Source organism: Candidatus Omnitrophota bacterium, assembly GCA_040755155.1.
Lineage (GTDB): Bacteria > Hinthialibacterota > Hinthialibacteria > Hinthialibacterales > Hinthialibacteraceae > JBFMBP01.
This window is the reverse complement of sequence record JBFMBP010000016.1, coordinates 1-22,941: the sequence shown is the minus strand read 5'-3', so window position 1 is coordinate 22,941 and position 22,941 is coordinate 1. Positions and strand designations below refer to the sequence as shown.

22 protein-coding genes, 1 pseudogene and 1 other annotated feature are annotated in these 22,941 nt (G+C 50.9%); of the genes and pseudogenes, 6 read left to right on the top strand and 17 right to left on the bottom strand.

Going from position 1 to position 22,941, the window contains the following annotated elements; genetic code table 11:
- Window positions 1-5: 5 nt before the first annotated feature.
- Genes AB1656_01915 through AB1656_01905 form a run of 3 tightly spaced genes read right to left on the bottom strand, consistent with a single transcriptional unit; the run spans window position 6 to window position 2,056 of the window.
- A complete protein-coding gene (locus AB1656_01915) occupies window positions 6-1,694 on the bottom strand; it encodes an FAD-dependent oxidoreductase (GenBank protein ID MEW6234119.1) in 1,689 nt (562 codons plus the stop codon).
- Window positions 1,675-1,848, bottom strand: a complete 174-nt coding sequence (locus tag AB1656_01910) for a hypothetical protein (protein ID MEW6234118.1) — start codon at window positions 1,846-1,848, stop codon at window positions 1,675-1,677. The genes AB1656_01915 and AB1656_01910 overlap by 20 nt, the downstream gene beginning before the upstream one ends.
- On the bottom strand, window positions 1,838-2,056 hold the full coding sequence (locus AB1656_01905) for a DUF2892 domain-containing protein (protein ID MEW6234117.1): 219 nt from the start codon (window positions 2,054-2,056) through the stop codon (window positions 1,838-1,840). Before AB1656_01905 ends, AB1656_01910 begins: the two co-directional genes overlap by 11 nt.
- Window positions 2,057-2,191: 135 nt before the next feature.
- Here AB1656_01905 and AB1656_01900 point away from each other — a divergent pair, with 135 nt between their 5' ends.
- A complete protein-coding gene (locus AB1656_01900; protein ID MEW6234116.1) occupies window positions 2,192-2,575 on the top strand; it encodes a metalloregulator ArsR/SmtB family transcription factor in 384 nt (127 codons plus the stop codon).
- A gap of 276 nt (window positions 2,576-2,851) precedes the next feature.
- Here the strand turns inward: AB1656_01900 and AB1656_01895 are convergent, their stop codons facing one another.
- From AB1656_01895 to secE, 9 genes are all read right to left on the bottom strand, one after another.
- The gene (locus AB1656_01895; GenBank protein MEW6234115.1) at window positions 2,852-3,139 is read right to left on the bottom strand and encodes a type II toxin-antitoxin system RelE/ParE family toxin; all 288 of its coding nucleotides are present in this window, start codon (window positions 3,137-3,139) and stop codon (window positions 2,852-2,854) included.
- Window positions 3,139-3,381 carry a ribbon-helix-helix protein, CopG family gene (locus AB1656_01890; protein ID MEW6234114.1) on the bottom strand — a complete coding sequence of 81 codons (243 nt, stop codon included), beginning with the start codon at window positions 3,379-3,381 and terminating at the stop codon, window positions 3,139-3,141. The genes AB1656_01895 and AB1656_01890 overlap by 1 nt, the downstream gene beginning before the upstream one ends.
- A gap of 348 nt (window positions 3,382-3,729) precedes the next feature.
- Window positions 3,730-4,119, bottom strand: a complete 390-nt coding sequence (gene rplL, locus AB1656_01885; GenBank protein ID MEW6234113.1) for a 50S ribosomal protein L7/L12 — start codon at window positions 4,117-4,119, stop codon at window positions 3,730-3,732.
- A gap of 99 nt (window positions 4,120-4,218) precedes the next feature.
- The gene (rplJ, locus tag AB1656_01880; protein ID MEW6234112.1) at window positions 4,219-4,749 is read right to left on the bottom strand and encodes a 50S ribosomal protein L10; all 531 of its coding nucleotides are present in this window, start codon (window positions 4,747-4,749) and stop codon (window positions 4,219-4,221) included.
- Between the two features lie 28 nt (window positions 4,750-4,777).
- Window positions 4,778-5,446, bottom strand: coding sequence for a histidine phosphatase family protein (locus AB1656_01875; GenBank protein MEW6234111.1), 669 nt, complete (start codon window positions 5,444-5,446; stop codon window positions 4,778-4,780).
- Window positions 5,447-5,461: 15 nt separating this feature from the next.
- Window positions 5,462-5,620 (bottom strand) — a sequence feature (ribosomal protein L10 leader region).
- Between the two features lie 233 nt (window positions 5,621-5,853).
- Window positions 5,854-6,561 carry a 50S ribosomal protein L1 gene (gene rplA / locus AB1656_01870; protein MEW6234110.1) on the bottom strand — a complete coding sequence of 236 codons (708 nt, stop codon included), beginning with the start codon at window positions 6,559-6,561 and terminating at the stop codon, window positions 5,854-5,856.
- Entirely contained in the window at window positions 6,561-6,989 is a 429-nt protein-coding gene (gene rplK / locus AB1656_01865) for a 50S ribosomal protein L11 (protein MEW6234109.1), read from the bottom strand. The genes rplA and rplK overlap by 1 nt, the downstream gene beginning before the upstream one ends.
- A 108-nt stretch (window positions 6,990-7,097) precedes the next feature.
- Entirely contained in the window at window positions 7,098-7,631 is a 534-nt protein-coding gene (nusG, locus tag AB1656_01860) for a transcription termination/antitermination protein NusG (GenBank protein ID MEW6234108.1), read from the bottom strand.
- 83 nt (window positions 7,632-7,714) lie between these two features.
- The gene (secE, locus tag AB1656_01855; protein ID MEW6234107.1) at window positions 7,715-7,963 is read right to left on the bottom strand and encodes a preprotein translocase subunit SecE; all 249 of its coding nucleotides are present in this window, start codon (window positions 7,961-7,963) and stop codon (window positions 7,715-7,717) included.
- A 462-nt stretch (window positions 7,964-8,425) separates the two neighbouring features.
- Here secE and AB1656_01850 point away from each other — a divergent pair, with 462 nt between their 5' ends.
- On the top strand, window positions 8,426-9,493 hold the full coding sequence (locus AB1656_01850; GenBank protein ID MEW6234106.1) for a prolyl oligopeptidase family serine peptidase: 1,068 nt from the start codon (window positions 8,426-8,428) through the stop codon (window positions 9,491-9,493).
- Here the strand turns inward: AB1656_01850 and AB1656_01845 are convergent.
- Window positions 9,436-11,943 (bottom strand): CotH kinase family protein, encoded by a 2,508-nt coding sequence (locus AB1656_01845; GenBank protein MEW6234105.1) that lies wholly within the window; start codon window positions 11,941-11,943, stop codon window positions 9,436-9,438. The genes AB1656_01850 and AB1656_01845 overlap by 58 nt on opposite strands.
- A gap of 365 nt (window positions 11,944-12,308) precedes the next feature.
- The gene (locus tag AB1656_01840) at window positions 12,309-13,208 is read right to left on the bottom strand and encodes an aldo/keto reductase (GenBank protein ID MEW6234104.1); all 900 of its coding nucleotides are present in this window, start codon (window positions 13,206-13,208) and stop codon (window positions 12,309-12,311) included.
- Window positions 13,209-13,418: 210 nt separating this feature from the next.
- Here AB1656_01840 and lepA point away from each other — a divergent pair, with 210 nt between their 5' ends.
- The 4 genes and pseudogenes from lepA to AB1656_01820 all read left to right on the top strand — a co-directional run bounded on the left by lepA (window position 13,419) and on the right by AB1656_01820 (window position 18,089).
- Window positions 13,419-15,212, top strand: coding sequence for a translation elongation factor 4 (gene lepA / locus AB1656_01835; GenBank protein MEW6234103.1), 1,794 nt, complete (start codon window positions 13,419-13,421; stop codon window positions 15,210-15,212).
- 107 nt (window positions 15,213-15,319) lie between these two features.
- Window positions 15,320-16,309, top strand: a complete 990-nt coding sequence (locus tag AB1656_01830) for an AAA family ATPase (protein MEW6234102.1) — start codon at window positions 15,320-15,322, stop codon at window positions 16,307-16,309.
- Between the two features lie 2 nt (window positions 16,310-16,311).
- A pseudogene (locus AB1656_01825) lies at window positions 16,312-16,941 on the top strand (DUF3226 domain-containing protein).
- Window positions 16,942-17,249: 308 nt separating this feature from the next.
- Window positions 17,250-18,089 carry a GAF domain-containing protein gene (locus AB1656_01820; protein MEW6234101.1) on the top strand — a complete coding sequence of 280 codons (840 nt, stop codon included), beginning with the start codon at window positions 17,250-17,252 and terminating at the stop codon, window positions 18,087-18,089.
- Window positions 18,090-18,219: 130 nt separating this feature from the next.
- Here AB1656_01820 and AB1656_01815 read toward each other — a convergent pair whose 3' ends face one another.
- Genes AB1656_01815 through AB1656_01805 form a run of 3 tightly spaced genes read right to left on the bottom strand, consistent with a single transcriptional unit; the run spans window position 18,220 to window position 22,848 of the window.
- Window positions 18,220-20,376, bottom strand: a complete 2,157-nt coding sequence (locus AB1656_01815; GenBank protein ID MEW6234100.1) for a molybdopterin cofactor-binding domain-containing protein — start codon at window positions 20,374-20,376, stop codon at window positions 18,220-18,222.
- Complete coding sequence (locus AB1656_01810; protein MEW6234099.1) at window positions 20,373-20,852, bottom strand: (2Fe-2S)-binding protein; 480 nt, start codon at window positions 20,850-20,852, stop codon at window positions 20,373-20,375. The genes AB1656_01815 and AB1656_01810 overlap by 4 nt, the downstream gene beginning before the upstream one ends.
- Before the next feature lie 19 nt (window positions 20,853-20,871).
- The gene (locus AB1656_01805; protein ID MEW6234098.1) at window positions 20,872-22,848 is read right to left on the bottom strand and encodes an alpha-L-arabinofuranosidase C-terminal domain-containing protein; all 1,977 of its coding nucleotides are present in this window, start codon (window positions 22,846-22,848) and stop codon (window positions 20,872-20,874) included.
- Window positions 22,849-22,941: the final 93 nt, after the last annotated feature.

Below are 22,941 nucleotides of genomic sequence, written 5' to 3'. Positions count from 1 at the left end.
CATTCTCAACGCTTCGCCGGTCCTGGAACGGGATGGGGCCAAGACATAATTCCGCCATCCATATACCTGACGTTTTTATAACCTTTATTCTTCAACAACCGATAAGCGCTGGCGGCGCGCAATCCGACGCCGCAGGACGTTACGATCTCCTTATCCCGCGACAATTCCCCATAGCAGGCGGCCAGTCGAGGCAGCGGAATGTTAACCGTTTTTTCCGTGCAAAGCATCTTCAATTCTTTTGGATTGCGAACATCCAGAAAGATAAAATCCTCATTCCGGTCCAATTTCTCTTTCACTTCCAGCGGGGAAATTCCTTCCGTCGCTCCTTGCAGTTTATTTTGCATCACATTGGCCGCAACGGCGGCGTTGCCTAAGGGGGGCGCAAAGGGCGGCGCATAGGCCAGGTCCAATTGGGTTAAATCGTCTACAGTAGCCTTGAAAGAAATGGCAGCGGCCAGGGTATCGATAACCTTCGAGACATCGCCCTGCCCCCACGACTGCGCTCCCAGTACGCGCCCACCGCCGCGTTCGGCGATCAATTTTACAGTGACGTTTTTGCCGCCGGGCATATAATGCGGCCGGTCGGAAACGGGAACAATAACCGTTTCAAAATCGAATCCTTCGTTCTTCGCTTCCCGTTCCGAAAGGCCCGTCTTGGCGGCGTTCAGATCGAATAGGCGGAAGATCCCCGTTCCTAACACGCCGGGAAAGACGGCGTCTCCGCCCGTGATGTTGATGGCGAGAACGCGCCCCTGCCGGTTCGCCGTAGAACCGAGAGGAATCCAGACTGGTTTTCCGGTTACGATATGCGTCGTCTCGGTGCAGTCGCCCGCGGCGTAGATAAATGGATAATTGGTTTGCAAACGGTTGTTGACCCGGATCGCTCCCGTAGGGCCGAGTTCGATCCCCGCGTCCTGAGCCAGGCGCGTATTGGGCCGAGCGCCTACGGATAACAAAACCAAATCCGCGGGAATTTCCTCACCCCCCGCTTTTACGGCGCGCACGTTCTTTTTTTCATCGTCCAAAATCTCTTCCAGAGTCGTATTCAACAATACGCGTATGCCTTTACTGCGCGCCTCAATCAAAAGCATGGAGGCGACCTCCGCGTCGTAAGGCGGAGCCAGTTGCGGCAAGCGTTCGATCACGGTAACATGAACGCCCCGCCGTACAAAACTTTCCGCCATTTCCAGGCCGATAAACCCGCCCCCGACTACGACGGCCCGCTTGACGGCGCCGGAATCGATCCGCTCCCGGATATCCTCCGCATCTGGAACTGTCCGCAACGTGAATACGCCGCGCAATTGGACGCCTGGAATCGGCGGGACGATGGGCGACGCGCCTGTGGCGATGACTAGAGCGTCGAACGATTCCAGACGAGCGGCGCCATTGCGAAGGTCTTTCACTTCAATGTTTTTTTTCTCTGGATCGATGCGTGAAACGCGATGAAGAGTAAAAATTCGAATCCCCATCAGTTCCTCGAACTGTTCCGGCGTCCGCGCCAGCAGCATTTCTCGTTTCGGGATATCTCCGCTGACGTAATACGGCTCGCCGCAACCCGCGTAGGAGATGTATTCTTCATCCGTAAACAAAACAATCTCCGCCTGCGGATCTTGCCGGCGGGCTTTAGCGGCAGTTTTGGTTCCCGCCGCTACGCCGCCGATGATGACGATGCGCTTATTCTTGGATGGATTCATTCACCCGCTCCTTCTCGGCTTTCATTTTTTCTTCCCGCTTGATCTGGCAAGCGCCGCCCATGCAAGTGGGAACGCCCAGCGCAGGAAGAATGAACCGCATGAGCAAAAACCAAAGAACGACGAAGATAAGAATTTGAAATAGATCACGAGGCATGGTTTTTCTCCTTGGATGCGCAAGTAGGAACATTCATTTTAACGAGAATAATTTCCAACGGGCAGAATTGGGTAAAACCGGATTGAAATAAATTCAATCCGACAAAGGCGGTGAAGAGCAGCCACCAATGCGAATGCCATACGCTCAACGCCAGGCTGAGCAGAATAAAGAAACCAGCGACGATGCGGACGATTCTTTCGACGGTCATCAGGATGCCTCCTTGACTCGCCGCTATTCGGTCAATGAAATCAAAAATATGGAAAAGAGCGAAGCGGCGTTTTTTGATTGACTATACTATTATATCATAGTATAATGGAAAAAAGAAAAAATGCAAGGCAAATAAATGAAGAACTCGGAAAAGAACCAACGCGCGCCCCATCAAACCGTAAAAGGGAAAGCTGCGCCCATGAACGACGAATTGCTGACGCTGATCGGATCGCGATTGAAAGCGATGTCGGAACCAACGCGGCTTAAAATCCTGCAAATGTTGAAGGAGGGAGAATTAAGCGTTGGCGAAATCGCCGAAAAAGCAGGATTGAAGCATGGTACGGCGTCAGCGAATTTGAACGCCTTGCAAAAAGCGGGACTGGTAACATGCCGCCGCGAAGGGACCAAGATTCTTTATCGCATCGGCAGCGATATGGTCTTCCGCATTTGCGACGTGGTTTGCGCTGCATTGAAAGAAGAATGGGAAGATATGGAGAAATGGAGAAAAAGCCTGGCGTAAGATAATAACAGTGGTCAGTGGTCAGGAGTAATTGTCAATGTTGTGGATCACGGCGTCAGGCAGCAACCCCTTTAGTCTTTTTTTTCTTCTCGGAAGAAATGAAAACTCCATCAAGGACCATCGGGGGCAATTGAACAGAAAAATACGGTTTTGACATTGGTCCTTCCCTATAAAACCAATCTCTAATACCAATTTTACATGAATTCTGGAAGTGACCCTGTTACCTCATAATCTCCCACTGTCATTATATTCTGAACCTACTCGCTTTAATGTTTTCTAAAATTTCCCTTCAGTATCGCGCGATGCTTGCAATACTCGAATCACTTCAATCCCGGTATCGGCAGACCGGTAAAAAATATTGTAATTTCCTACCGGAAAGATACGCAGACCGGGAATAAGGCGAAACCGTACCGCGCCTAATTTCGGCCTTTCCGCAAGCAGGCTTAGTTTCTGATCGATGGTTTCAATAAGTCTATCGGCTGCGGGAAGGTTAGCCTCGGCGATGTAGTCCCATATCTCATCCAGGTCATGTCTGGCGGCAGGCAGGAGAGTGATTTTCGGCATCAGGGAGTGATAGCCCCTTTGCGTGTTTCAAGGCGTTCATGTCCCCGTCGAATGATGTCTTGCGCATCCCATGGTTCGGGTTTTCCACTATCCAACCCTTCTTGGATTTTTTCACGTAGATACGCTTCTTCTTTTAATTGGGCTTCGATGGCCTCACGAACGAAATCTTCTATATCTGTGTCCGTATCCTTCACGGCATCTTCAATTTTTTTCTTCAAATCGTCAGGCAGCGTAATATTCATAACCGCTATACTCCTAGACAAAAGTTCTTTCTTTATTATACGTTCATTCTCTTCATATCGGCAAGCATTTAGGGTATCTCCACCCAAACCGCCGAAAAGTTATATGAAAAAATCATGAGGGTGTAACCACCCATGGAATCAGTGGTCAGCGGTCAACGGTCAGTAAAAAAAAAGGGAACGAGATATTCTACTCTCGAAAGGAAAGAACAAAAAATGCGGAGCGTTCAATGCAACGCCCCGCCTTTTTCTTATAACGAATTCTAAAGGTTAGGAGAGGGTAGAATGGAAATAACCTACTACTCCCTCACCCTAACCCTCTCCCAAAGAGAGAGGGAATAGGCATACGAGTTACTTGATTTCGATGACCGCGCCGACTTCCTCCAATTTGGCTTTGACGGATTCGGCTTCTTCCTTGGATACGCCTTCCTTCACCGGTTTAGGAGCGCCGTCAACCAGGTCTTTCGCTTCCTTCAAGCCCAAACTGGTCAGTTCGCGCACGACCTTAATCACTTTGATTTTCTGCGAACCGGCGTTGGCGAGAATTACGTCGAATTCCGTCTTTTCTTCAACGGCGGCCGCTCCAGCGCCCTCACCGCCCGCCATCATGGGAAAGCCCGCCATAGGCATGGCGGCGGTAACGCCGAATTTCTCTTCGAAGGCGTCGGCCAGTTCTTTGGCTTCCAACAAGGTGAGATTTCCAATCGCTTCCAAAATTTGTTCGATCTTTTCGCTTGCCATGATTTACTCCTTATAGGATTTGTTTTTCTTATTTGGATGGGCGGATATCCGCCTCCATATTTCGTTCGTAGATTGAGCGCATCGAAGCGCCCGTTCTTCTTACGCCGCTTCGCCCAGCTTATCGGCGTAAGCCTTGATAAGGCCATGCAGTTTTTGATGCAAACCTTTTACGCCGCCCAGAACGCTGTTAGCCGGGGCTTTGATTCCGCCAAGAATCTTGGCGTACAACTGCTCAAGCGGCGGCGTCTTAGACAACAGTTCGACACCCTTGGCGTCGACGAAGACATTGCTGACCATTCCGCCTTTGATCTCCACTTTTTCGTGCGTCTTGGCGAATTCCACTAGGGCTTTGGCTGGAGCAACGGGATCCTTTCCGGCGAAAATCACGGCGTTAGGACCGGCGAGAATCCGCTGCATCCCCTTGTAAGGTTTGTCTTCGATGGCCCGTTTCAACATGCGGTTTCGAATCACGCGCATCTTGCCGCCCGCTTCGCGCACTTTCAATCGGAGTTCCGTGATATCTTTCACCGTCAAGCCTCGGTATTCGAATACCACCAACCCGGACGAATTTTCGAGAATCGAGAAATATTCTTCCGACAGCGAAATTTTATCGGATCGTTTCATTACCATTCGGCATCACCTCCTTTTGCAAATTAATTTATCCACCAGTCGGTAAATTTTCAGGAACGTATTGAATCAGCCATCCCGGTTGAAATCCTTGATCCGCCCGTTCCGCGTCCAGATAGCTGAGCCGCCATTCCCCATTCTCTTTCTGCGCGCGGTAGATCGCGCAATGGGGAACGTTGATGCGCACAATCTCATCCGGCTCGATATCCGCCAAAAGCGAAAAGATAATCCGGTTGATGGCGAAATGAGCGATCACAAGCAACGCTTCGCCGTCCTTCTGTTCTTCGATGCGCCGAATGACGACGGCGGCGCGGGCGATAGCGTCTTTATTGGCTTCGCCGCCGGGTGGCCGGTAATTCCACTTGTCCGCCATGCGGGCTTCCCACATTCCGGGAAATTTCACGTCCAGTTCCGGCAAGGTATGGCCTTCGAAATCGCCGAAGGAGACTTCGCGCAGATGGGGATCGTTTTCCGTGGCCAAACCCGTCTTGGCGCGAATGATCTCCGCCGTCTCTTGGGCGCGTCCCAATGGACTGACGATGGCGCGGTTAATGGACAAAGCGGAAACGGCTTCGGCGACAATCCTCGCCTGTTCCTTTCCTTGCTCGGAGAGAGAAGAATCCCGCCATCCCTGCAACCGCTTTTCCCGGTTAAAGAGCGTCTCGCCATGACGTACGAAATAAACCGTTTTCATAATCATTAAACCATCGCGATGGGGCTGAATAAAAAAGGCCCAACCGCGAACGATTGAGCCTGGTTGAAAACAAACGATTTGGCAGCCGATTCCTCGGCCCCTATCATTTTCGGCGTCAATCTCGGCAGGACGTTTTACCCCAAAGGAACCTGCTGTCTGCGATCGATGATTCGAAAATACTATCTCATGTTACGCAACTCCATTCCCTCGCCCTCTGGGAGAAGGTTAGGGTGAGGGGGCTTTAAGTCCAACCATATCAACCCTCACCTAACCTCTCCCAATCTTGGGAGAGGAATAGGAAAAGCAACAAATTCATTGGAAAACTATAATCGCGCGTATCATGAGTTACTATGTTCTCGATTTCTCATTTAGATAGATGAGAAACCGATGTCGATTTTTCTAAAAATCCCTCGTTACGCCGCGCGGGAAATTTCGCGCAAATCGCTCGCGTCAATGCGCACTCCCGGTCCCATCGTGGAAGCGAGATAAACGCTTTTCATATAGGTTCCTTTGGCCGCCGTTGGCTTGGCGCGCAGCAAAGCCTGGATGACGGTGCGAATATTGTCGATAAGATTGCTTGGCGTAAAAGAGGCTTTGCCCACGGGAACATGGATGCCGCCCGCTTTGTCGGCGCGGTATTCGATCTTGCCCGCTTTAAATTCGTTCACGGCCTTGGCGATATCGTTGGTAACAGTTCCGGTTTTAGGGTTGGGCATCAAGCCGCGCGGACCGAGAATCTTTCCCAACTTTCCGACATGGCGCATCATATCCGGCGCGGCGATGGCGACGTCGAAATCCGTGAAGCCTTCCATGATCGCTTTCGCCAAGTCTTCGCTGCCTACGCGGTCGGCGCCCGCTTTCATGGCTTCCGCCGCCTGATCGCCTTCTGCGAAGACGACGACGCGTACGCTCTTGCCGGTACCATGCGGCAAGGATACGGTGCCGCGAACCTGTTGATCCGCTTTCTTGGGGTCAATGCCCAGATTGGCGATCAGTTCCACGGTTTCGTCGAACTTGGCGGTGGCGTTCTTCTTGACCAATTCCACCGCTTCGGCGAGGGTGTATAGTTTCCCCCGTTCGACGTTCTCCAAGGCTTTTACGTATCGTTTTCCTTTAGCCATTAGTCAATCACCTCGACTCCCATGGAACGCGCGGTGCCCGCGATCATGCTGGCGCCGTGTTCGGCATCGTTTGCATTCAGGTCCGGCATCTTCAGCTTGGCGATTTCCAAGCATTCGGCGCGGGTGATTTTCCCCACTTTGTCCCGGTTGGGAACGCCGGAGCCTTTGGCCAGTTTCACCGCCTTTTTAATCAAGACGGCCGCGGGCGGCGTCTTGGTAATGAAACTGAAGGAACGGTCCTGGTATACGGTGATGACTACGGGGATAATCATCCCCATCTGATCTTTGGTGCGCTCGTTGAATTGCTTGCAGAAATCCATGATATTGATTCCATGCTGGCCGAGCGCGGGTCCGACGGGCGGCGCCGGGTTGGCCTGTCCGGCCGGACACTGCAGCTTTACTTGCGCGAGTACTTTCTTCGGAGGCATTTCTTAATCTCCTTGACGATTCGAATGAAACGATCATCCCGACTTTTCCACCCTACACTCCTTCCCGGCTATCTTTCATTGCGATAGCGGAGCTTGGCGGCGGAAGCGTCAGGTCGCTTTTTCCACTTGCAGAAAATCGAGTTCCACCGGCGTGGAGCGCCCCAAAATATCCACCATCACTTTAAGGCGTCCGCGCTCTTCGTTGATCTCCGCTACGTAGCCGGTGAAATTGTAAAACGGCCCTTCGATAACTTTCACCGATTCTCCGACTTCGAATTGAATCTTGGGCCGAGGCTTGTCTTCCGTGGCCACCATGTGCGCGCGGATGTTGTCCACTTCCTCGTCCGACAGGGGGATCGGCGTGCGTCCCGTTCCGACGAATCCCGTAACGCCGGGCGTATTCTTAATCAAAGCCCAGGTATCGTCGTCGTAATCCATTTCGACGATAATATAGCTGGGAAAAATTTTTTGCTTGGAGATTGACCGCTTCCCATCCCGGATTTCAACTACTTCCTCCGTAGGAATCAGGATTTGGCTGACGCGATCGGACATCCCCTCCGCACGAGCGGCGGATTCGATGTTCTCCTTCACCTTATTTTCCGATCCAGCGTAGGTATGTACGACATACCACTTTTTGTTCATAAGATTTAACCTTAAACAAACGAAGGAATCGCGCCAATCGGCGCCGGAGCGATTTTAAGGTTCCGGCCCAGCGGGACTGCGTCTTATTGGTAAAAGGTAAACAACGCCTTCCGGGCGAAATTCATAATGAAATCCCACAGGCCGCTGTACATCGCGAATAGAACCACTGTAATCAACACGACGATGGTCGAGTTGTAGACTTCGTCTTTCGACGGCCAGGTAACCGTATCCAACTCCGTTAGAACGCCGTAGATGAATTCGCCCGTCTTCGTGGTGATAAATTTCGAGCCTTTTAAAGAATCGATAATGCGTTTTAACAGGCCCTCGCCCATGATGATTGTTTTCCTTCTTTTTAAAATTTAGGCTTGGTTTTAACGATTCGCTATGGCGATAGAATGAACGCAATCCACTTATTTTTCAAGTTTTACGAATTCGTCATTCCTTTATTATTCTAAAAAAGATCCGGCGTTTCCGAGTTCGGACGAACAAAAAAAATCACCCCTCTAGGGGGTAACTTAATCATAATATTCCACTAAGATCGATTTGTCAATCCGCTTGATTTCTTCTTGGACGCCGTTCCTTGATCCTATTTTATCATACCTCGATTACTCCAATAATAAACCCTTGCGGACGGCTATCCCGCCATAACGATCAATTGAATCCTTCTCTTTTATTCCTCCTAAAGCGATAACTTCATCCCCCAATCATGCGTTTTAACATAAATCAGATACAAGATCGAAGTAATGGAATTGCGAAACAAGAGCGCTTAGTGAATAAAGACGGCTAGTGGAATCATGTCTGATTATGCGTTTTCTTTGATGAAAAAATTCGCATCTTCCTCTTATGGCCGAGGGATTGGAGGATTTGCGCTTCTCTCCATCGCGCTTTTCGCGAATTGCGCCACGATTCGCTTGGATTCCCATTACACGGGACCAGCCCCGCGTTCCGAGAGTCTTTGCAGCGAATTCGCCGTTCCCGCGAGTTGGAGCGTGAAGCGCGCCGAAAGAAAAGCCGAAGGCTTCGAACGCCTTGCCATCGATTGGCCGGATCGCGAATCTTCGGAACAGCCTTTATTGATTATGGATTATTATCCCAGTTCTCAGCCAGGCCTTCATCCGGGCATTCTCATCTCTCCCATTTTGGGAGGAGAAAACCGAATCGCTTCTCATTTTGCGCGTTATTTATCCGAGCGCGGATATCATAGCCTTGTCGTCCATCGTCCCCCGGAATTTTTCAAAGGAACGCCCCATATCGATCATATCGAGGATCAGTTGCGCAACGCCGTCATCCGCGACTGCCTGGCTCTCGATTGGCTCGCCGCCCGGCCGGAAGTGGACGGCGATGCATTGGGAAGTTTCGGCATTAGTTACGGCGGAATCAAAAACGTGATTCTGGCGGCAGTGGATCAGCGGTTGAAAGCGAACGTCTTCGCCCTGGCGGGTGGCGACTTGGCATCGATCTTCAACCATAGCAATCTAAAAAAAATACGCCGGTTCCGGAATTACTCCATAAAGAAAAACAAGACGACTCCCCGAGAATGGGAAAAACTCGTCCGCGAAAAAATGCTGGCTGAACCCCTGCGCTGCGCTCGATTCGTCGACGCCGATCGCTGCATGATGATCCTGGCGCGGATGGATCATACCGTGCCCCGCCGCAACGGCGAACTGTTGCGAAAAGCCCTCGGCCGCCCCAAAACAGTCTATCTTCCCGCCGGACACTATTCGGCGGTATTCTTCACAGGCTTCTTCTTAGCGCCCTACGTCGAAACGCAAGTTATACAATTTTTCGACGAGCAATTCCGCGCTCAACTTCCGAAAATCTCCCAATCCTCCACGGATACGGGCAGAGCGCCGTTGAGATAGAGCCTTCGTTGCGTGACGAAGGTTTTGATATCCGTATAGGATTGGTGAATAATAGTATGGCGGTCGGCGCGCCGGGAGCGCGATTGCGTCTCCCATTTTTCCAAATCCATTCGCAACAGACTCTCCATCTCGTCCATCTTGGAGAACATTTTTTCATCGGAAAAGCCGCGATCCAATTCGTTGCGCATGAAATGCAAATACTGCGTATGAAATTCGGCGTCTTTATGCAGGTTCGAGGTAACGGGGCCAGGCGCCCGCGAGGCTTGAGCGGCTCCTACGGCGACGCCGTCGATGGGAAACGTTGTCGGCATTTTGGCGTACATGGCGCCGGTCGTAGAACCCCACGACCAATCCAAATCCCAGGGAGCGATCACCCAGCGTCTATTCTCGCCCGGCTCTTTGTACATCCAGTTGTTATTCCAAAATCCATCCCAATTGCTCTGAAAAACCGAAGCGGCGCTGTAGCGCATGAATTCGTCCAGATCGATTTCGCGATCCATTGTCTCCCGCCGCGTTGCCGGATTGCCAAGCGCTTTAAGCAAAGCCTGGATGCTGGCGGTTCCTTCTTCCAGATTGGTGTGCTTCTCCCAATTGGGCTGCGCGTATTGCAACTTGTATAGCTCGCCATCGGATTGAAAGCCGTGGAGTTCCATCATGGTTTCGTTGACCTGCTCCACCACCAGGCGCTGGGTTTGCAGCGCTCCTGCGGAGGCCGGAAGCGAGACCACGCGGAAAAATTCCGCCCAGGACGAGATCACCCCCATCTCCTGATAATGCCAGAAGCCTAAGTGCTCCCGGAAGGGCGCGCTCTCTCCGGCGTTGGTTCCACGAACCGGCGCTTCGGGAATGACGTTGAACGTGCGGTTGCCGCGAAATTCCTGGCCCTTAACGATCTTCACCTTTACGCCGTTGTGCGCTGCAACGATTTCCGCTCCATCGTAAACCTTGGGCGCGGATTCTCCCACGGGCAAGATCGCGGCGCCGCCGAAGGAGCGCGGCGCAGACGGCAGCGAAGAAACAACCGGAGACGCAATCCACAATATGGGCAAAAGCGTATTGATCTCTCTGTCATAGACAAAATAAGAGTAAAAAGGAACCGGCTCCATACTATAAGGCAACCGAATCGAAATTCCTCCTTTAAGCCGAACTTCCGCATTGAAGCGCATCAGCGACTGCGATGGCGAAGGCGCCAGCGTCGCCTCCCAAGTGGCGCTTTGCGCCGACTCCGCAACCTTTTGCATAGCGATCATGGATTGCGATTTGCGGTACGCCAACCACGGCGCCAGCACCAGGTCGGAACTGGAGAGATTCGTATTCAATCCTACGAGGGCGATGACGTTATCGCCCTTCCGCAACAGGTTCCGTCCCTCGCCTAGGGAATAGGTCTGCATTTCGTTATATTCATGGCTGCCGACGGCTACCGATTGATATCCGATCGTTTCCGGCGCCAGATACCGCGCAACCTCCGCGCCGTTGATATAACAGACGAATCCGTCATCCACATAAATATTCAAGGTTAACGATCCAATGCTTGCGGGATCGGCGATAGCAAAATGGCGGCGGATAAAAACCGTCGAATATCTATTCTGCATGTTATTAAGAATCGTGCCCAAATGCTCCGTATCCCCATAACCGAATCCGGCTTTTCCCGTCAGCCATTGGGAATCGTCGAATTCCAATTTCGTCCATTCCAAACCACTCGTTGGCGCCGTTTGCCCCGGCCAATAACGCCATTCCGATTGCAAACCAAATAACGCGGTTTCGCTTTCTCCCACCCTTTCGACGCCGAGATTCACGAAATCGATTGCATCGGGAGCGTCCAGGCCTAAGCGAATGGTGACGGAATCGTTAGAAGTAGGATGCGGAGGAATGATTTCCACGGCGGTGATGACGGGGCGGGGTGGAACGTCCATTACGGAATTCTTTGCGCCGGGAGTTCCTACCGTTGCCATAGAAGCGCGCCAGGTATGGTAATCGCTGGAGGGCAAATCCCAGGCGATGCGTTCCAATGTAGAACCGTAGCCGTCAGCTCCTTGCGGCCAAGGCGGCAGGTCGCGGTATTTGACGCTGTCGACAACGGTTCCGTCGGGGCGCAACAGCGTCAGGTTCTCGCCGCTATTGGACAGTTTTCCTTCATACGGCCCATAGATATTCAATCGCGAACGGTTCCAAGAAGAATGATAAGGATCGCGAGCCAGGACGATATACCCATCCGCTCCTAGCGCCGTTCCCACCGGAAAAACGAATTGAATGCCTTTTTGGAAAGAGTAATTCGATAGATCGGCGAGGTTAGGGCCGGGATTGTAAATCTCCACGAATTCGCGCAGCGAACCCGCCTCCTGCCCATTGTCCGGGGGATTATAGTGGATTTCGTTGATAACCACTTGTCCCGCCGCCGAAGCCGCCGCCAAACAAAGGAATAATGCAAGATGAGTCTTTGAAGAGATCATTCAACGCCTCCCGCCCAAATCTATTCATAAGGAAAAACCAATCGCTATTGAGCCTCTTGCAAAACTCTATTATTCCTCCCCCAAGCCTGGGGGAGGTTAGGAGGGGGTTGTTTTAAGTCTAACATAATCAACCCCCCTCTAACTCTCCCCAAGCTTGGGGGGAGAATTTAAAAGCGGGTTTTATTAATTTTGCAAGAGCCTCAAGGAAAAACCAATCGCTATTTTCTATAATAATATATATGAATAGAGAACTCATCCATTTTTTTTAGAGTAAAGAACGGGAGTTTCCCCTACCGAGAACGCCGAAACGGCGCGGGGCCGAATATGGCCCCGCTTGATGGTATACATATAGATTTGAAAATTTTCTACAACGTGCGCAGCACTTGCGTCAGATGTTCGATGGTTTCGGTAATTTGCTCCGGCTTCTCGAAGCCGATGGTCATAGCGTCGATCAGCTGGTTGCCCCAGGAGAATTTCATGGATTCCCCGCGATCCGCTTTATCCGTCAAGCGTCCTTCGCCGAAAATCTTCATACCGAGGACGACTTTGCCATTGGCGCGCGCTTTCTTCAAAACGTCGGCCACGTCTTTGACTTCTTCAGGCTTATCCACATCCATCGAAAGGGCTTTAGGATTGATGCGGGCCAATAGGACATCTACCCACGGATCCTCGGCGGCGACTTTCAACGCCCCGAAATCATGGCAAGAGCAGCCGATGGCGCGTACTTTTCCTTTTTCTTTCAGTTCCGACATCCCGTCCCGCAGTTCCTTGAGTTCGTTAGGCCAATTGGCGCTGCTCAGGCAATGAATCAAGCATATATCGAGATAATCCGTGTTGAGTTCTTGGAGAAAACGCTCCACTTTCGGTTTGGCCGCCTGCGTCGCTTCGAATCCATCCCCGCTCCGGAACCAAATTTTGCTCATGTATACTAGATTTTCGCGGGGAATGCCCGTTAACGAATGCCTAACAAAGGTATGGGAACCGTAAAGATCGGCCATATCGAAAAAATTCAAGCCGCTTTCGTAGCCATGAAGAGCCAGCTTCTTGAAACTCTCCAAACCTTGGCGAGTTTGAGCGGACGACCTTCTATGTCCGCGAAATCCCGTTCCCATGGCGATGCGAGACACTTTGATGCCCGTCTTGCCTAGTTCCACCCGGTCAGTGGCGCTGGGAGCGGATTCCGCCCACGCGGGAACCGCCGCTATGGTTCCTACGCCTGCAATTGATTGTTTTATAAAATCTCTCCGCGTCGTAATCGCTGACATAATATCTGCTCCTTGTTCCAGATCGCTTAATCCAAAAGCGCATCCGATTTTAACAAACTCTATGACGATAAGATAGCGGCGTCTCGCGCCTCCGTCATGGAAAAGTCAATTCGCTCCCCATGCCGCCGCTGCCGGAAATGTTGGATTCTCTTCCTTTCATCCATCGCGGGATTGTTTACGGGGGGTGGTGCGAATAAAATATAAAGCTCTATGAAACGAGACCTGATACGCAATTTTTCGATTATCGCCCACATCGATCACGGGAAAAGCACCCTCGCCGACCGCTTCCTCGAGATGACGGGCAGCGTTTCCCAACGGGAAATGCGCGCGCAATATCTTGATAGCATGGATTTGGAACGGGAGCGCGGAATCACCATCAAAGCCCAAGCCGTACGCATCTTCTATAAAGCGAACGATGGGCAGACCTACCAACTGAATCTAATCGATACGCCCGGCCACGTCGATTTCACCTACGAAGTCTCGCGGGCGCTGGCCGCTTGCGAAGGGGCAATCCTCGTCGTCGACGCCGCCCAAGGCGTGGAAGCCCAAACCGTCGCCAATCTCTACAAAGCTCTTGACCAGAATGTGGAAATCATTCCCGTCATCAACAAGATCGACCTGCCCAACGCCGATCCCGATAACGTCATGCGGCAGATTCACGAACTGATCGGCAGTACCGAGGAAGAGACTATTCTCGCTAGCGCAAAAACCGGTCTTGGCGTCAAAGAGATCATGGAAGCCATCGTGCGCCGCGTGCCTCCACCCCAGGGTGACGAGAACGTCCCAGCCCGCGCACTTATTTTCGACAGTATGTACGATACCTATCGCGGCGTCGTCAGTTACGTGCGCATCGTGGACGGCGCCTTCGCCGTCGGCGATTGGATCGAGTCCATGGCGCAGGATCGGGAGTACGAGATCGAAGAGATGGGCGTTTTCACTCCTAAGATGCTCAAAGTCGACCGCCTGGAAACGGGCGAGGTTGGCTACATCGTCGCCGGCATCCGCGACGTTTCCGAGGTGCGCATCGGCGACACCTTCACCCACAAAAAGAAGCCTGCTATCCATCCCCTGCCCGGCTATAAAGACCCAAAGAGCATGGTCTTCTGCGGACTTTATCCCACTAGCCCCGCCCAGTACGAGGAATTGCGCAAGAGCCTCGACAAGTTAGTGCTCAACGACGCCGCCTTCCATTTCGAGCCGGAAACATCCGCCGCTCTCGGCTTCGGCTTCCGCTGCGGCTTTTTGGGCATGTTGCACATGGAGGTCATCCAGGAGCGACTTGAACGAGAATACGATCTCTCGCTCATCACTACCGCGCCCAACGTCTCCTACGAAGTGCTCAAAACCAACGGCGACATCGTCATGGTGGAAACGCCCATCGACCTGCCGCCGCTCAACCTCATCGAAGAAATCCGCGAGCCTTATATCGCCGCCACCATCATTACCCATCCCGATTACATCGGCGGCATCATGAAACTGTCGATGGATCGGCGCGGCATCGATAAGGGGCTGGAATACCTCGGCAGCGACCGTACGCTCATGCGTTACGAGTATCCGCTGGGCGAAGTGATTCTCGATTTCTACGACAAATTGAAGTCAATCTCGCGCGGCTACGCTTCCTTCGACTACGAATTTCTGGAATACCGCGAAGGGCCGCTGGTTAAACTGGATATGCTGCTGAACGGCTCGCCGGTAGACGCCCTCTCCATCATCACTCACCGCGACAGAGCCTACACGAAAGGCAAGTTGCTGGCGGAAAAGCTGCGCCAGGTGGTGCCACGCCAGCAATACGACGTGGCCATCCAAGCCGCCGTCGGCGCCAAGATCATCGCCCGCGAAACCGTCAAAGCCCTGCGCAAAAATGTCACCTCCAAATGCTACGGCGGCGACATCACCCGCAAGCGCAAACTGCTGGAACGCCAGCGCGAAGGCAAACGCCGCATGAAAAGCGTCGGCAACGTCGAACTGCCGCAAGAAGCGTTCATGGCGATTTTAGATATTTGATCCTTCCCTGCGATAATCCATTTCGGGAGTTTATTTATTTTCCCCTCTCTTATATTATGGATGGAGGCGTTGAACGCCGAATCTATTTGAAATCAAGGAGAACTCCAATGCTGCCCTCGTTGGAGATAAAAAACTTTCGCCTTTTCAAGCACCTGCAAATCGAACATCTTGCTCAGATTAACTTGATTACGGGGAAGAATAATGTTGGGAAGACGACGTTGTTGGAGGCGATTAATATTTATGGCCATCAGGGTTCGCCTCATGTAATCAGAAAAGTTGTGCCAACAAAAAATGAGATAGAATTTGTAAATCATCTTTTCTACGGTTATTGTGATAATTTGGAAAATATAGATCAAATAGAAATCCAAACTATCCCCCTTTCAGGATCCAAACAGATTATAATAAATAAAACACGTACTAATTTTCCTTTTGTCGATCTTCGCATCCAGCAATTTAATAAAAATTATCTGGAAGTTAAAAAAAATAATTTTTCTTCAGACTTATACCGAATTCAAGTTTCTGATCAAATATCACATTGTTATTTTGTCCCATCAAAAGGCATTGATTATAATAATTTATGTAAATGGTGGGATGATATGGAATTAACTCCACTTGAAGATGAAATATTAATGGGAATCAATATTATCGCTGATAATATCTTAAGAATATCTCTTAAACCTTTAACTGTTAATGACAATGAACGAACTTTTATGGTAAGAGTCAGAAACTTGGATACACCAGTTTCCTTACAAAGCCTCGGCGGCGGAATTGATCAATTATTTGGCATTATTTTAGCCCTTGTTAATGCTAAAGAAGGCATGTTATTAATCGATGAAGTCGAAAACGGCCTGCATTATTCCATCCAACCCGATATGTGGAATTTGATCTTTACGCTGGCTCAGCGGCTGAATGTCCAAGTCTTCGCTACGACTCATAGTTGGGACTGCATTTCCGCTTTTCAAAAAGCCGCCAGCGAGCATAAAGTTGTGGATAGCCAACTGATCCATCTCATAAAGAGAGGGGACGAAATCCGAGCGCCATTTATGAACATCGACGATCTTGCCGTTGCTACTCGTGAAAACATCGAGGTGCGATAATCGTGAACAAAAAATCCTTGCTGCTAGTGGAAGGCAAAGACGACGAGCATGTTTTTTATTCTCTTCTTGAACACTACGGCTTTCCAGACTGTTTTCAAATCAAAGATTGCAAAGGAATAGAAAATCTTTTAGAGGTATTCCGCGTTCAGTTGGTGAAGACAATTGACATCACAACTATTGGCGCGGTTGTGGATGCGGATGAAAGCATGGAAAATCGTTGGACATCCATTTATTCAATTTTAATGAACGCAGGATATGCGCCGCCCAAATCACCCAACCAAAATGGAACAATCATTGTGCCTCCCGATTTGTTTCGGCCTAGTGTAGGCGTCTGGATCATGCCGGACAATCAAACGCCAGGGATATTGGAGGATTTTGTCCAGTGCCTGGTTCCCGCTAGAGACGAATTGTTGACTTACGCGCGCGATTGCGTCGCCTCCATTCCTCAACAGTGATTCATCGAAAATCATCGCGCTAAAGCGGAGATTCATACTTGGCTGGCTTGGCAGGAAAATCCAGGAACGCCGCTCGGCCTAGCGATAACCAAAAAATATCTCGATCCATCTTGCAAGCAGTCGGAATCTATCGTCGAATGGTTGAAGCAATTGTTTAGCATTCCCTCCAAATCATAAGTATTTTTGGCAAGTTAACAAAAAAGCGTCACTCGACATTATCTCTAACGATGCTATATGGGGCAAATCATCCATATTCATTGTATAGAAAAAAACGCTCAAATCCTTTAAAATCATCGGAAGCGATCGGGGAGCGTATGCCTATGGCGCTAAAACTGGATATTTGATCTATATCCACTCGACTAAACCAGCAAGATTAACACAGGCTTCTTTTTAATCCCTATGTCAATTTCTGCCTTTCATAATATAATAGATTTTAGATGTTCTATGGTTTTTCTATTTTCGGAGTATAGATCATGGATAAGACGATGAATGATCTCATACAACTCTTGGAAAGAGAAAAAACCGCCAAAGTAATTTGCGCCGAACTCAATAATTTTGTCGACCTCCGCCATTCCCTTCTTACTATCGTAGAGCGCATCCATTCTTTAACTCGCTGCGAAGCTGTGGCTATACGTTTGCATGATAGCGGCGATTATCCTTATTACGTATATAATGGCTTCCCCGATACATTCATTCAAAAAGAAAATAGTCTGTGCGCCAAAAACGACGCGGGGAAACCCATTCTTGAATCCGGCGGCAAGGAATATCTATTGGAATGCATGTGCGGAAACGTCATTCGCGGACGATTTGATCCCGCCTTGCCTTTCTTTACGAAAAACGGAAGTTTCTGGTCGAATCATACCTCGCGATTATTGGCGTCCACCACCGAGGCGGATCGCCAAAGCCGAACTAGAAATACTTGCAATTCGTGCGGTTACGAATCCGTCGCTTTGATTCCTATCAAAGCCAAGGGCGAACGAATTGGATTAATCCAACTCAACGATCATAGAATCGGAAGGTTTGATGCAAATCTCATTGAATATTTGGAAATGATCGGTGAACATGTTGGATTGGCGGTTCAAAATAGTTTAATTCATACAAAATTAAAAAATGCATTTGAAGAAATTAAAGTTTTGAGAGGTATTATTCCTATTTGCTCCAATTGCAAGAAAATTCGCGACGATGCAGGGTATTGGCAGCAAGTGGAAGTATATATATCGCACCATACGGAAGCCAGTTTTTCCCACGGCATCTGCCCGGATTGCATTAAGAAGTTATATCCAAAATATTCTCATCGTCCAAAAAAAGATGACAATATCGTTTAATCTCTCTATTGCTTCTTTATGGTAATTTCCTTTCGTAGAAGAATCGATGGCAAGAACAATTCTATTCATTCTTATATAGACATAAGAATAAATCCCTATCTTTGATTCGTCCTTTCTCCTTATTCATCGTTCAGAAATAAGCGCTCAAACCCTTTGGAATCATCGGCAGCGATCGGAGGCGGATCCCGATGGCGCTGAAAATGGCGTTGCCGATCGCAGGGGCGATGCCGACGATGGGCGTCTCGCCTCCTCCCGCCGGGTAGATATCTTTATGATCGAGCAGAACGCATTCGATTTGGGGAAGATCACGAAAACGAGGGACGCGGTATTTCGACAGCCTGGCGTTAAGAATTTTCCCATCTTCGAAGTCGATGGCTTCGTACAGAGCGCCGCCCAAGCCCATCATGATCATGCCTTCGATCTGATTCTTCAAATGATTGGGATTGATGACCGGCCCGCAATCGAAGGCTTCCACGGCGCGGATCACTTTAAGTTCTTTACTCGCGGGATCGATGGTGATTTCCACGCAAACCGCCATATAACTACCTTTTTCGAATCCTCCCGCGATTCCGAATCCGCGTTCTTGCGTAGATTTTGCTTTGCTCCAACCAAATCGCTCGGCGGCGGCGGTCAGAATATTCTTAAAGCGGTCATCGGCCGTATTTTTAAGCCGGAATTCCAAGGGATCCATCTTCACGCCATTCGCCAATTCGTCGATAAACGATTCCCGCGCAAAATGATTCGCCGTGGCGGCGAGACAGCGGTAGGAACCCTGGCGCAGAGGCGAATCCGAACGATGGAACTCGATTTTCTGGTTGGGAATATCGTAGGTATGCCGAATGCCCGCCGCGCCGGAATTGTAGTTGTGAAATTCCCACGCCGTAATTCTTCCGTTCTCGTTAACGCTGGCTTCGGCTTCGATCACGCCCGCCGGGCGGAAATAGGCCCAGGTGAATTCCTCTTCCCGCGTCCAGACGACTTTCACCGGACGCCCCGCCGCCTTGGCGAGACGCGCCGCTTCGATCGCCGTTTCCCCCGTATGTTTCCCGCCGTATCCCGATCCTTTATCGGGGGCAATGACGCGGACGCGGTCTTCGGGAAGGCGCAACGCCCGCGCCAATTCGCTTTGCACCCCGAATGGCCGCTGCGTTCCCGTCCAAACCGTCAACCGGCCGTCTTCCCATACGGCCAAAGCGGCTCTCGGCTCCAGCGGAGTATGGGCGATATAGGCTACGGTATACTCCGCCTTGGCGTTAAATTTTGCATTCTTGCGGCCTTCTTCCAGCGAACCGTCGTTTTGAACCGAATCGCGTTGGTTTTCACCCGTTTTTTTAAGATGCTCGTAAAGGTCCTTGCCCGAAATCTGCGGCGTTCTCTCCCATTCCGTTTCGATGGAGCGAATGGCTTGGGACGCCGTATATTCGTTTTCCGCCGCCGCGCCGATAAAATCGCCGTCCTGAACCACGACGACGCCCTTCATCGCTTGCGCTTTCGTCAAATCCGCCGATTTCAATTTCGCCCCAAACGCAGGCGGACGATAGATTTTCCCAAACATCATACCCGGAAGATTTCGGTCGGAAGCGAATTTATGCTCGCCGGTAACAAGAGGCCGGGCGTGAATGGCGGGAATAGATCGCCCGGAGACGGTCCATTGGTCCGCCGTCTTCAATGCTATGGAATCGGGAATCGTTTTGAGCCACTGTTTGCCTTGAGCCAGTTCGCCGTAAGTCAGGGAACGGTTCGTCTCCTTGTGCAGAATTTTCCCCTCAGCCGCTTGCAGAGACTCACGGTTTACGCTCCAATTTTCCGCCGCTAGATCAATGAGAATTTCGCGGGCGGCAGCGGCGGCTTTGCGCAACTGCGGCGACATTCTCGGCGTAGTTTGACTGCCGAACGTCCCCGCATCGTAAGGCGTCAATGACGTATCCGCCATCGCCAGTTCGATCGATTCCAAAGGCGCAGGCAATTCGTCGGCGACGGCCTGAGCTAACGAAGTGCGGATATTTTGTCCGAGTTCGGCCTTGCCGGTATAAACCGTTATCCTTCCATTTTCGCCGACGTGAATCCACGCTCCCACTTCCGGAGGATTGCGCTTTCCGGCGGCGAAACGCCGATCTTCAAGGGATTCCCGAGCGGCGGAATCTCCAAGAAAAGAGAGAACGACGATTCCCCCTCCTAACATCTTGAAGAATTCGCGCCGATCCATTTCGAAGCGGTAAAGGGATTCGGCGAAAAGTTCGTATCGTTCCGGTTCGATGGCTTCGTTTTGGGGAGTGAAGGCGTTCATCCTTTTTTCTCCTCTAAAACCGCCGCCGCTTTTTGGATGGCTTCGACGATTCGTCCATAGGTTCCGCAACGGCAAATATTCCCTTGCATGAAATCGGCAATCTCCTCCCGCGCAGGATGGCTGTTCTTCTTCAACAAGCCGACGCCGGCCATAATCATTCCCGGCGCGCAATAACCGCATTGAAACGCGTCCGCTTCCAAAAAAGCGGTTTGCAAAGGATGTAAGTTTTCTTTTAGCGCAAGCCCTTCAATGGTCGTTACGGCCTTTCCCGCCGCCGCGGATATCTTCGTGAGGCAGGATTTTCTGGGACTATCGTCGATCAAAACCGTACACGCTCCGCATTGGCCTTCGCCGCAACCGTATTTCGTTCCGGTCAAATCCAATTCGTCCCGCAACACGCTTAACAACATCCGATCGGGTTCGGCGAGAACGGAATAATCCCTCCCATTAACGCGAAGAACGATTTCATCCGCCATGTTACGCCTCCTAGGGAGTTCATTGCTTTTTAGGAAATTCGAACAACGAAACGCTTAAGGCGGGCAGACGCCAATTGCCGGAGCGATTGGAAACCGTCTTCTCTTCGATTCGCAATTTCGGCTCCCGCCCCGGTTCATTATACGCCATTTTATCGGGACCGGTAATAAAACTCATTTTGCCTTCATCCGCCAAGGCGGCGCCCGATAATTCGACACTCAAATCAATGGCGTCTTGCGTTGGATTGACGACGGCGATCGTCAACGTTTGCAGATCCGGAGTCCAGGCGGCGGCCGCGTCGAGGGGCGGGGGAACATCGCCTACTTCGACGGGAATTTCGCCGAAATGATTTCTATACAATTTCAAAACCAGGCCCGTCGCGTCGAATTGCGCTTCCGTTTTTGTGGTTTTGATGGCGCCGATCACGTTAACCGTTTGGGCGTAATTCGCCATGAAATAGATGTCGCTGTTTCGGAAATATTCGTGCAGCCCGGCGGCGATTCCCAGCGCGTCTTGCAAATGATAGCGGCAGCCGAGTTCGCCATAGATATATTGGCCGTACCAATAATTCCATTCATCCATCGCGATGCGGATATTTTTTTCTTCCAACGCTTTGATCGTCGCCCGATAAGAGCGATGCTCATCGGCCACGCGCTTGATGTCCTCGCGGATTTGCGCGGCGTGCTCCACTAGGCCGTCTTTGTTTTTGCGGTAAATATGCTCGCTGATCAAATCCATATGATCGGCGCAATACGTCAGCATATTGCGGCTCCAATCGCCCACTGCGCCTACGGCGACGAGTTGGATGGAAGGATCGGCGGCGCGCATCAATTCGGCGCAGCGATTATGCTTCTTCATATAATCTTCCAGCGGCATATGCCCTTTCTGCCAACTGCCGTACATTTCATTGCCCACAGCCCACCATTTCACGCGGAAGGGTAGAGGATGGCCGTTTTGGGCGCGCCATTTACCCATCGGCGAATCGGCGGAACCGTTGCAATATTCCACCTCTTCGGCGGCGGCTTCCACCGCGCCCAGACCGGTATTGACGGCAATGTATGGCTCCGCGCCGAGACGGTTGCATAAATTCATGAATTCGTGAATTCCTACGTCGTTCGGTTCGATGCCGGTCCAAGCGGGATTCTTGCGTGGGGGACGTTTGTCGCGGTCGCCGACGCCGTCTTTCCAGTTGTAATCGCTGACAAAATTGCCGCCGGGCCAGCGATAGACGGGCGAGTTGAGTTCCTTCAGCAATTGCAGCGTATCGGGACGAAATCCATCCACATGATCGGCGGGCATCAGAGAGACGGTTCCAATCTTAAATGCGCCCTTTCCCTGCCCTGCGATTTGCAACCGCCCTGCGGAGGTCGACGCTTTCGCTTGGAAATGAAAAGGATATTTGACGTATTCGCTGACAATCTTCTCGATGGAAACCGTCTCTTTATCGCTATCCCCATCTCCCCAAATCAGGCTGATTTGAATAGGCGCGGCGGCGGCGTCTCCCGCCAAGATGATGTAACCCGCATATTCCTTGTCTTGGAGCAGCGCTAATTCGCCTTGCTCGACGCCGCCCGCTTTTCCCGCAAGCAGAATCTCCGGCGTTTGTTCGCCTACGAACGAATTTTCGCTCGTCATGAGCACGCCCTTTTTGTCGCCGACGATTTTCCAGGGAGAGCCGGTCAATACGGGAAAATCGCCGCCCTTCCAATGATCGCGGTCGGTATCGATCGACCAAGGCTTAAACTCCGGCGTGATGGGAAAATAGAATTTTCGGTCTTCCAGCATCTCAGACCAAATGCCGCCGTAAATGCATCGCCCCAAGTGTTCGATGAATTGCCCATAGATGTATTTGGATATTGGCTCTTTCGTCTTGGATGCGTCGATGGTTATCTCGACCGATTGGGACGAGCCGGATTCGGCGCTTTGAGCGATTCCAGTAGTTAAGACGAGCATTGCAATTCCTAAAGCCGTTACCATAAGATTTATTTGTCGAGGCATGGTTTTTCTCCCAATTTTTTTATGATTCTCCGTCCGCTTTAAGTAAGCGAATTTCAATTCTTGTTTTTCAATTTCTATTTTGATATATTGATT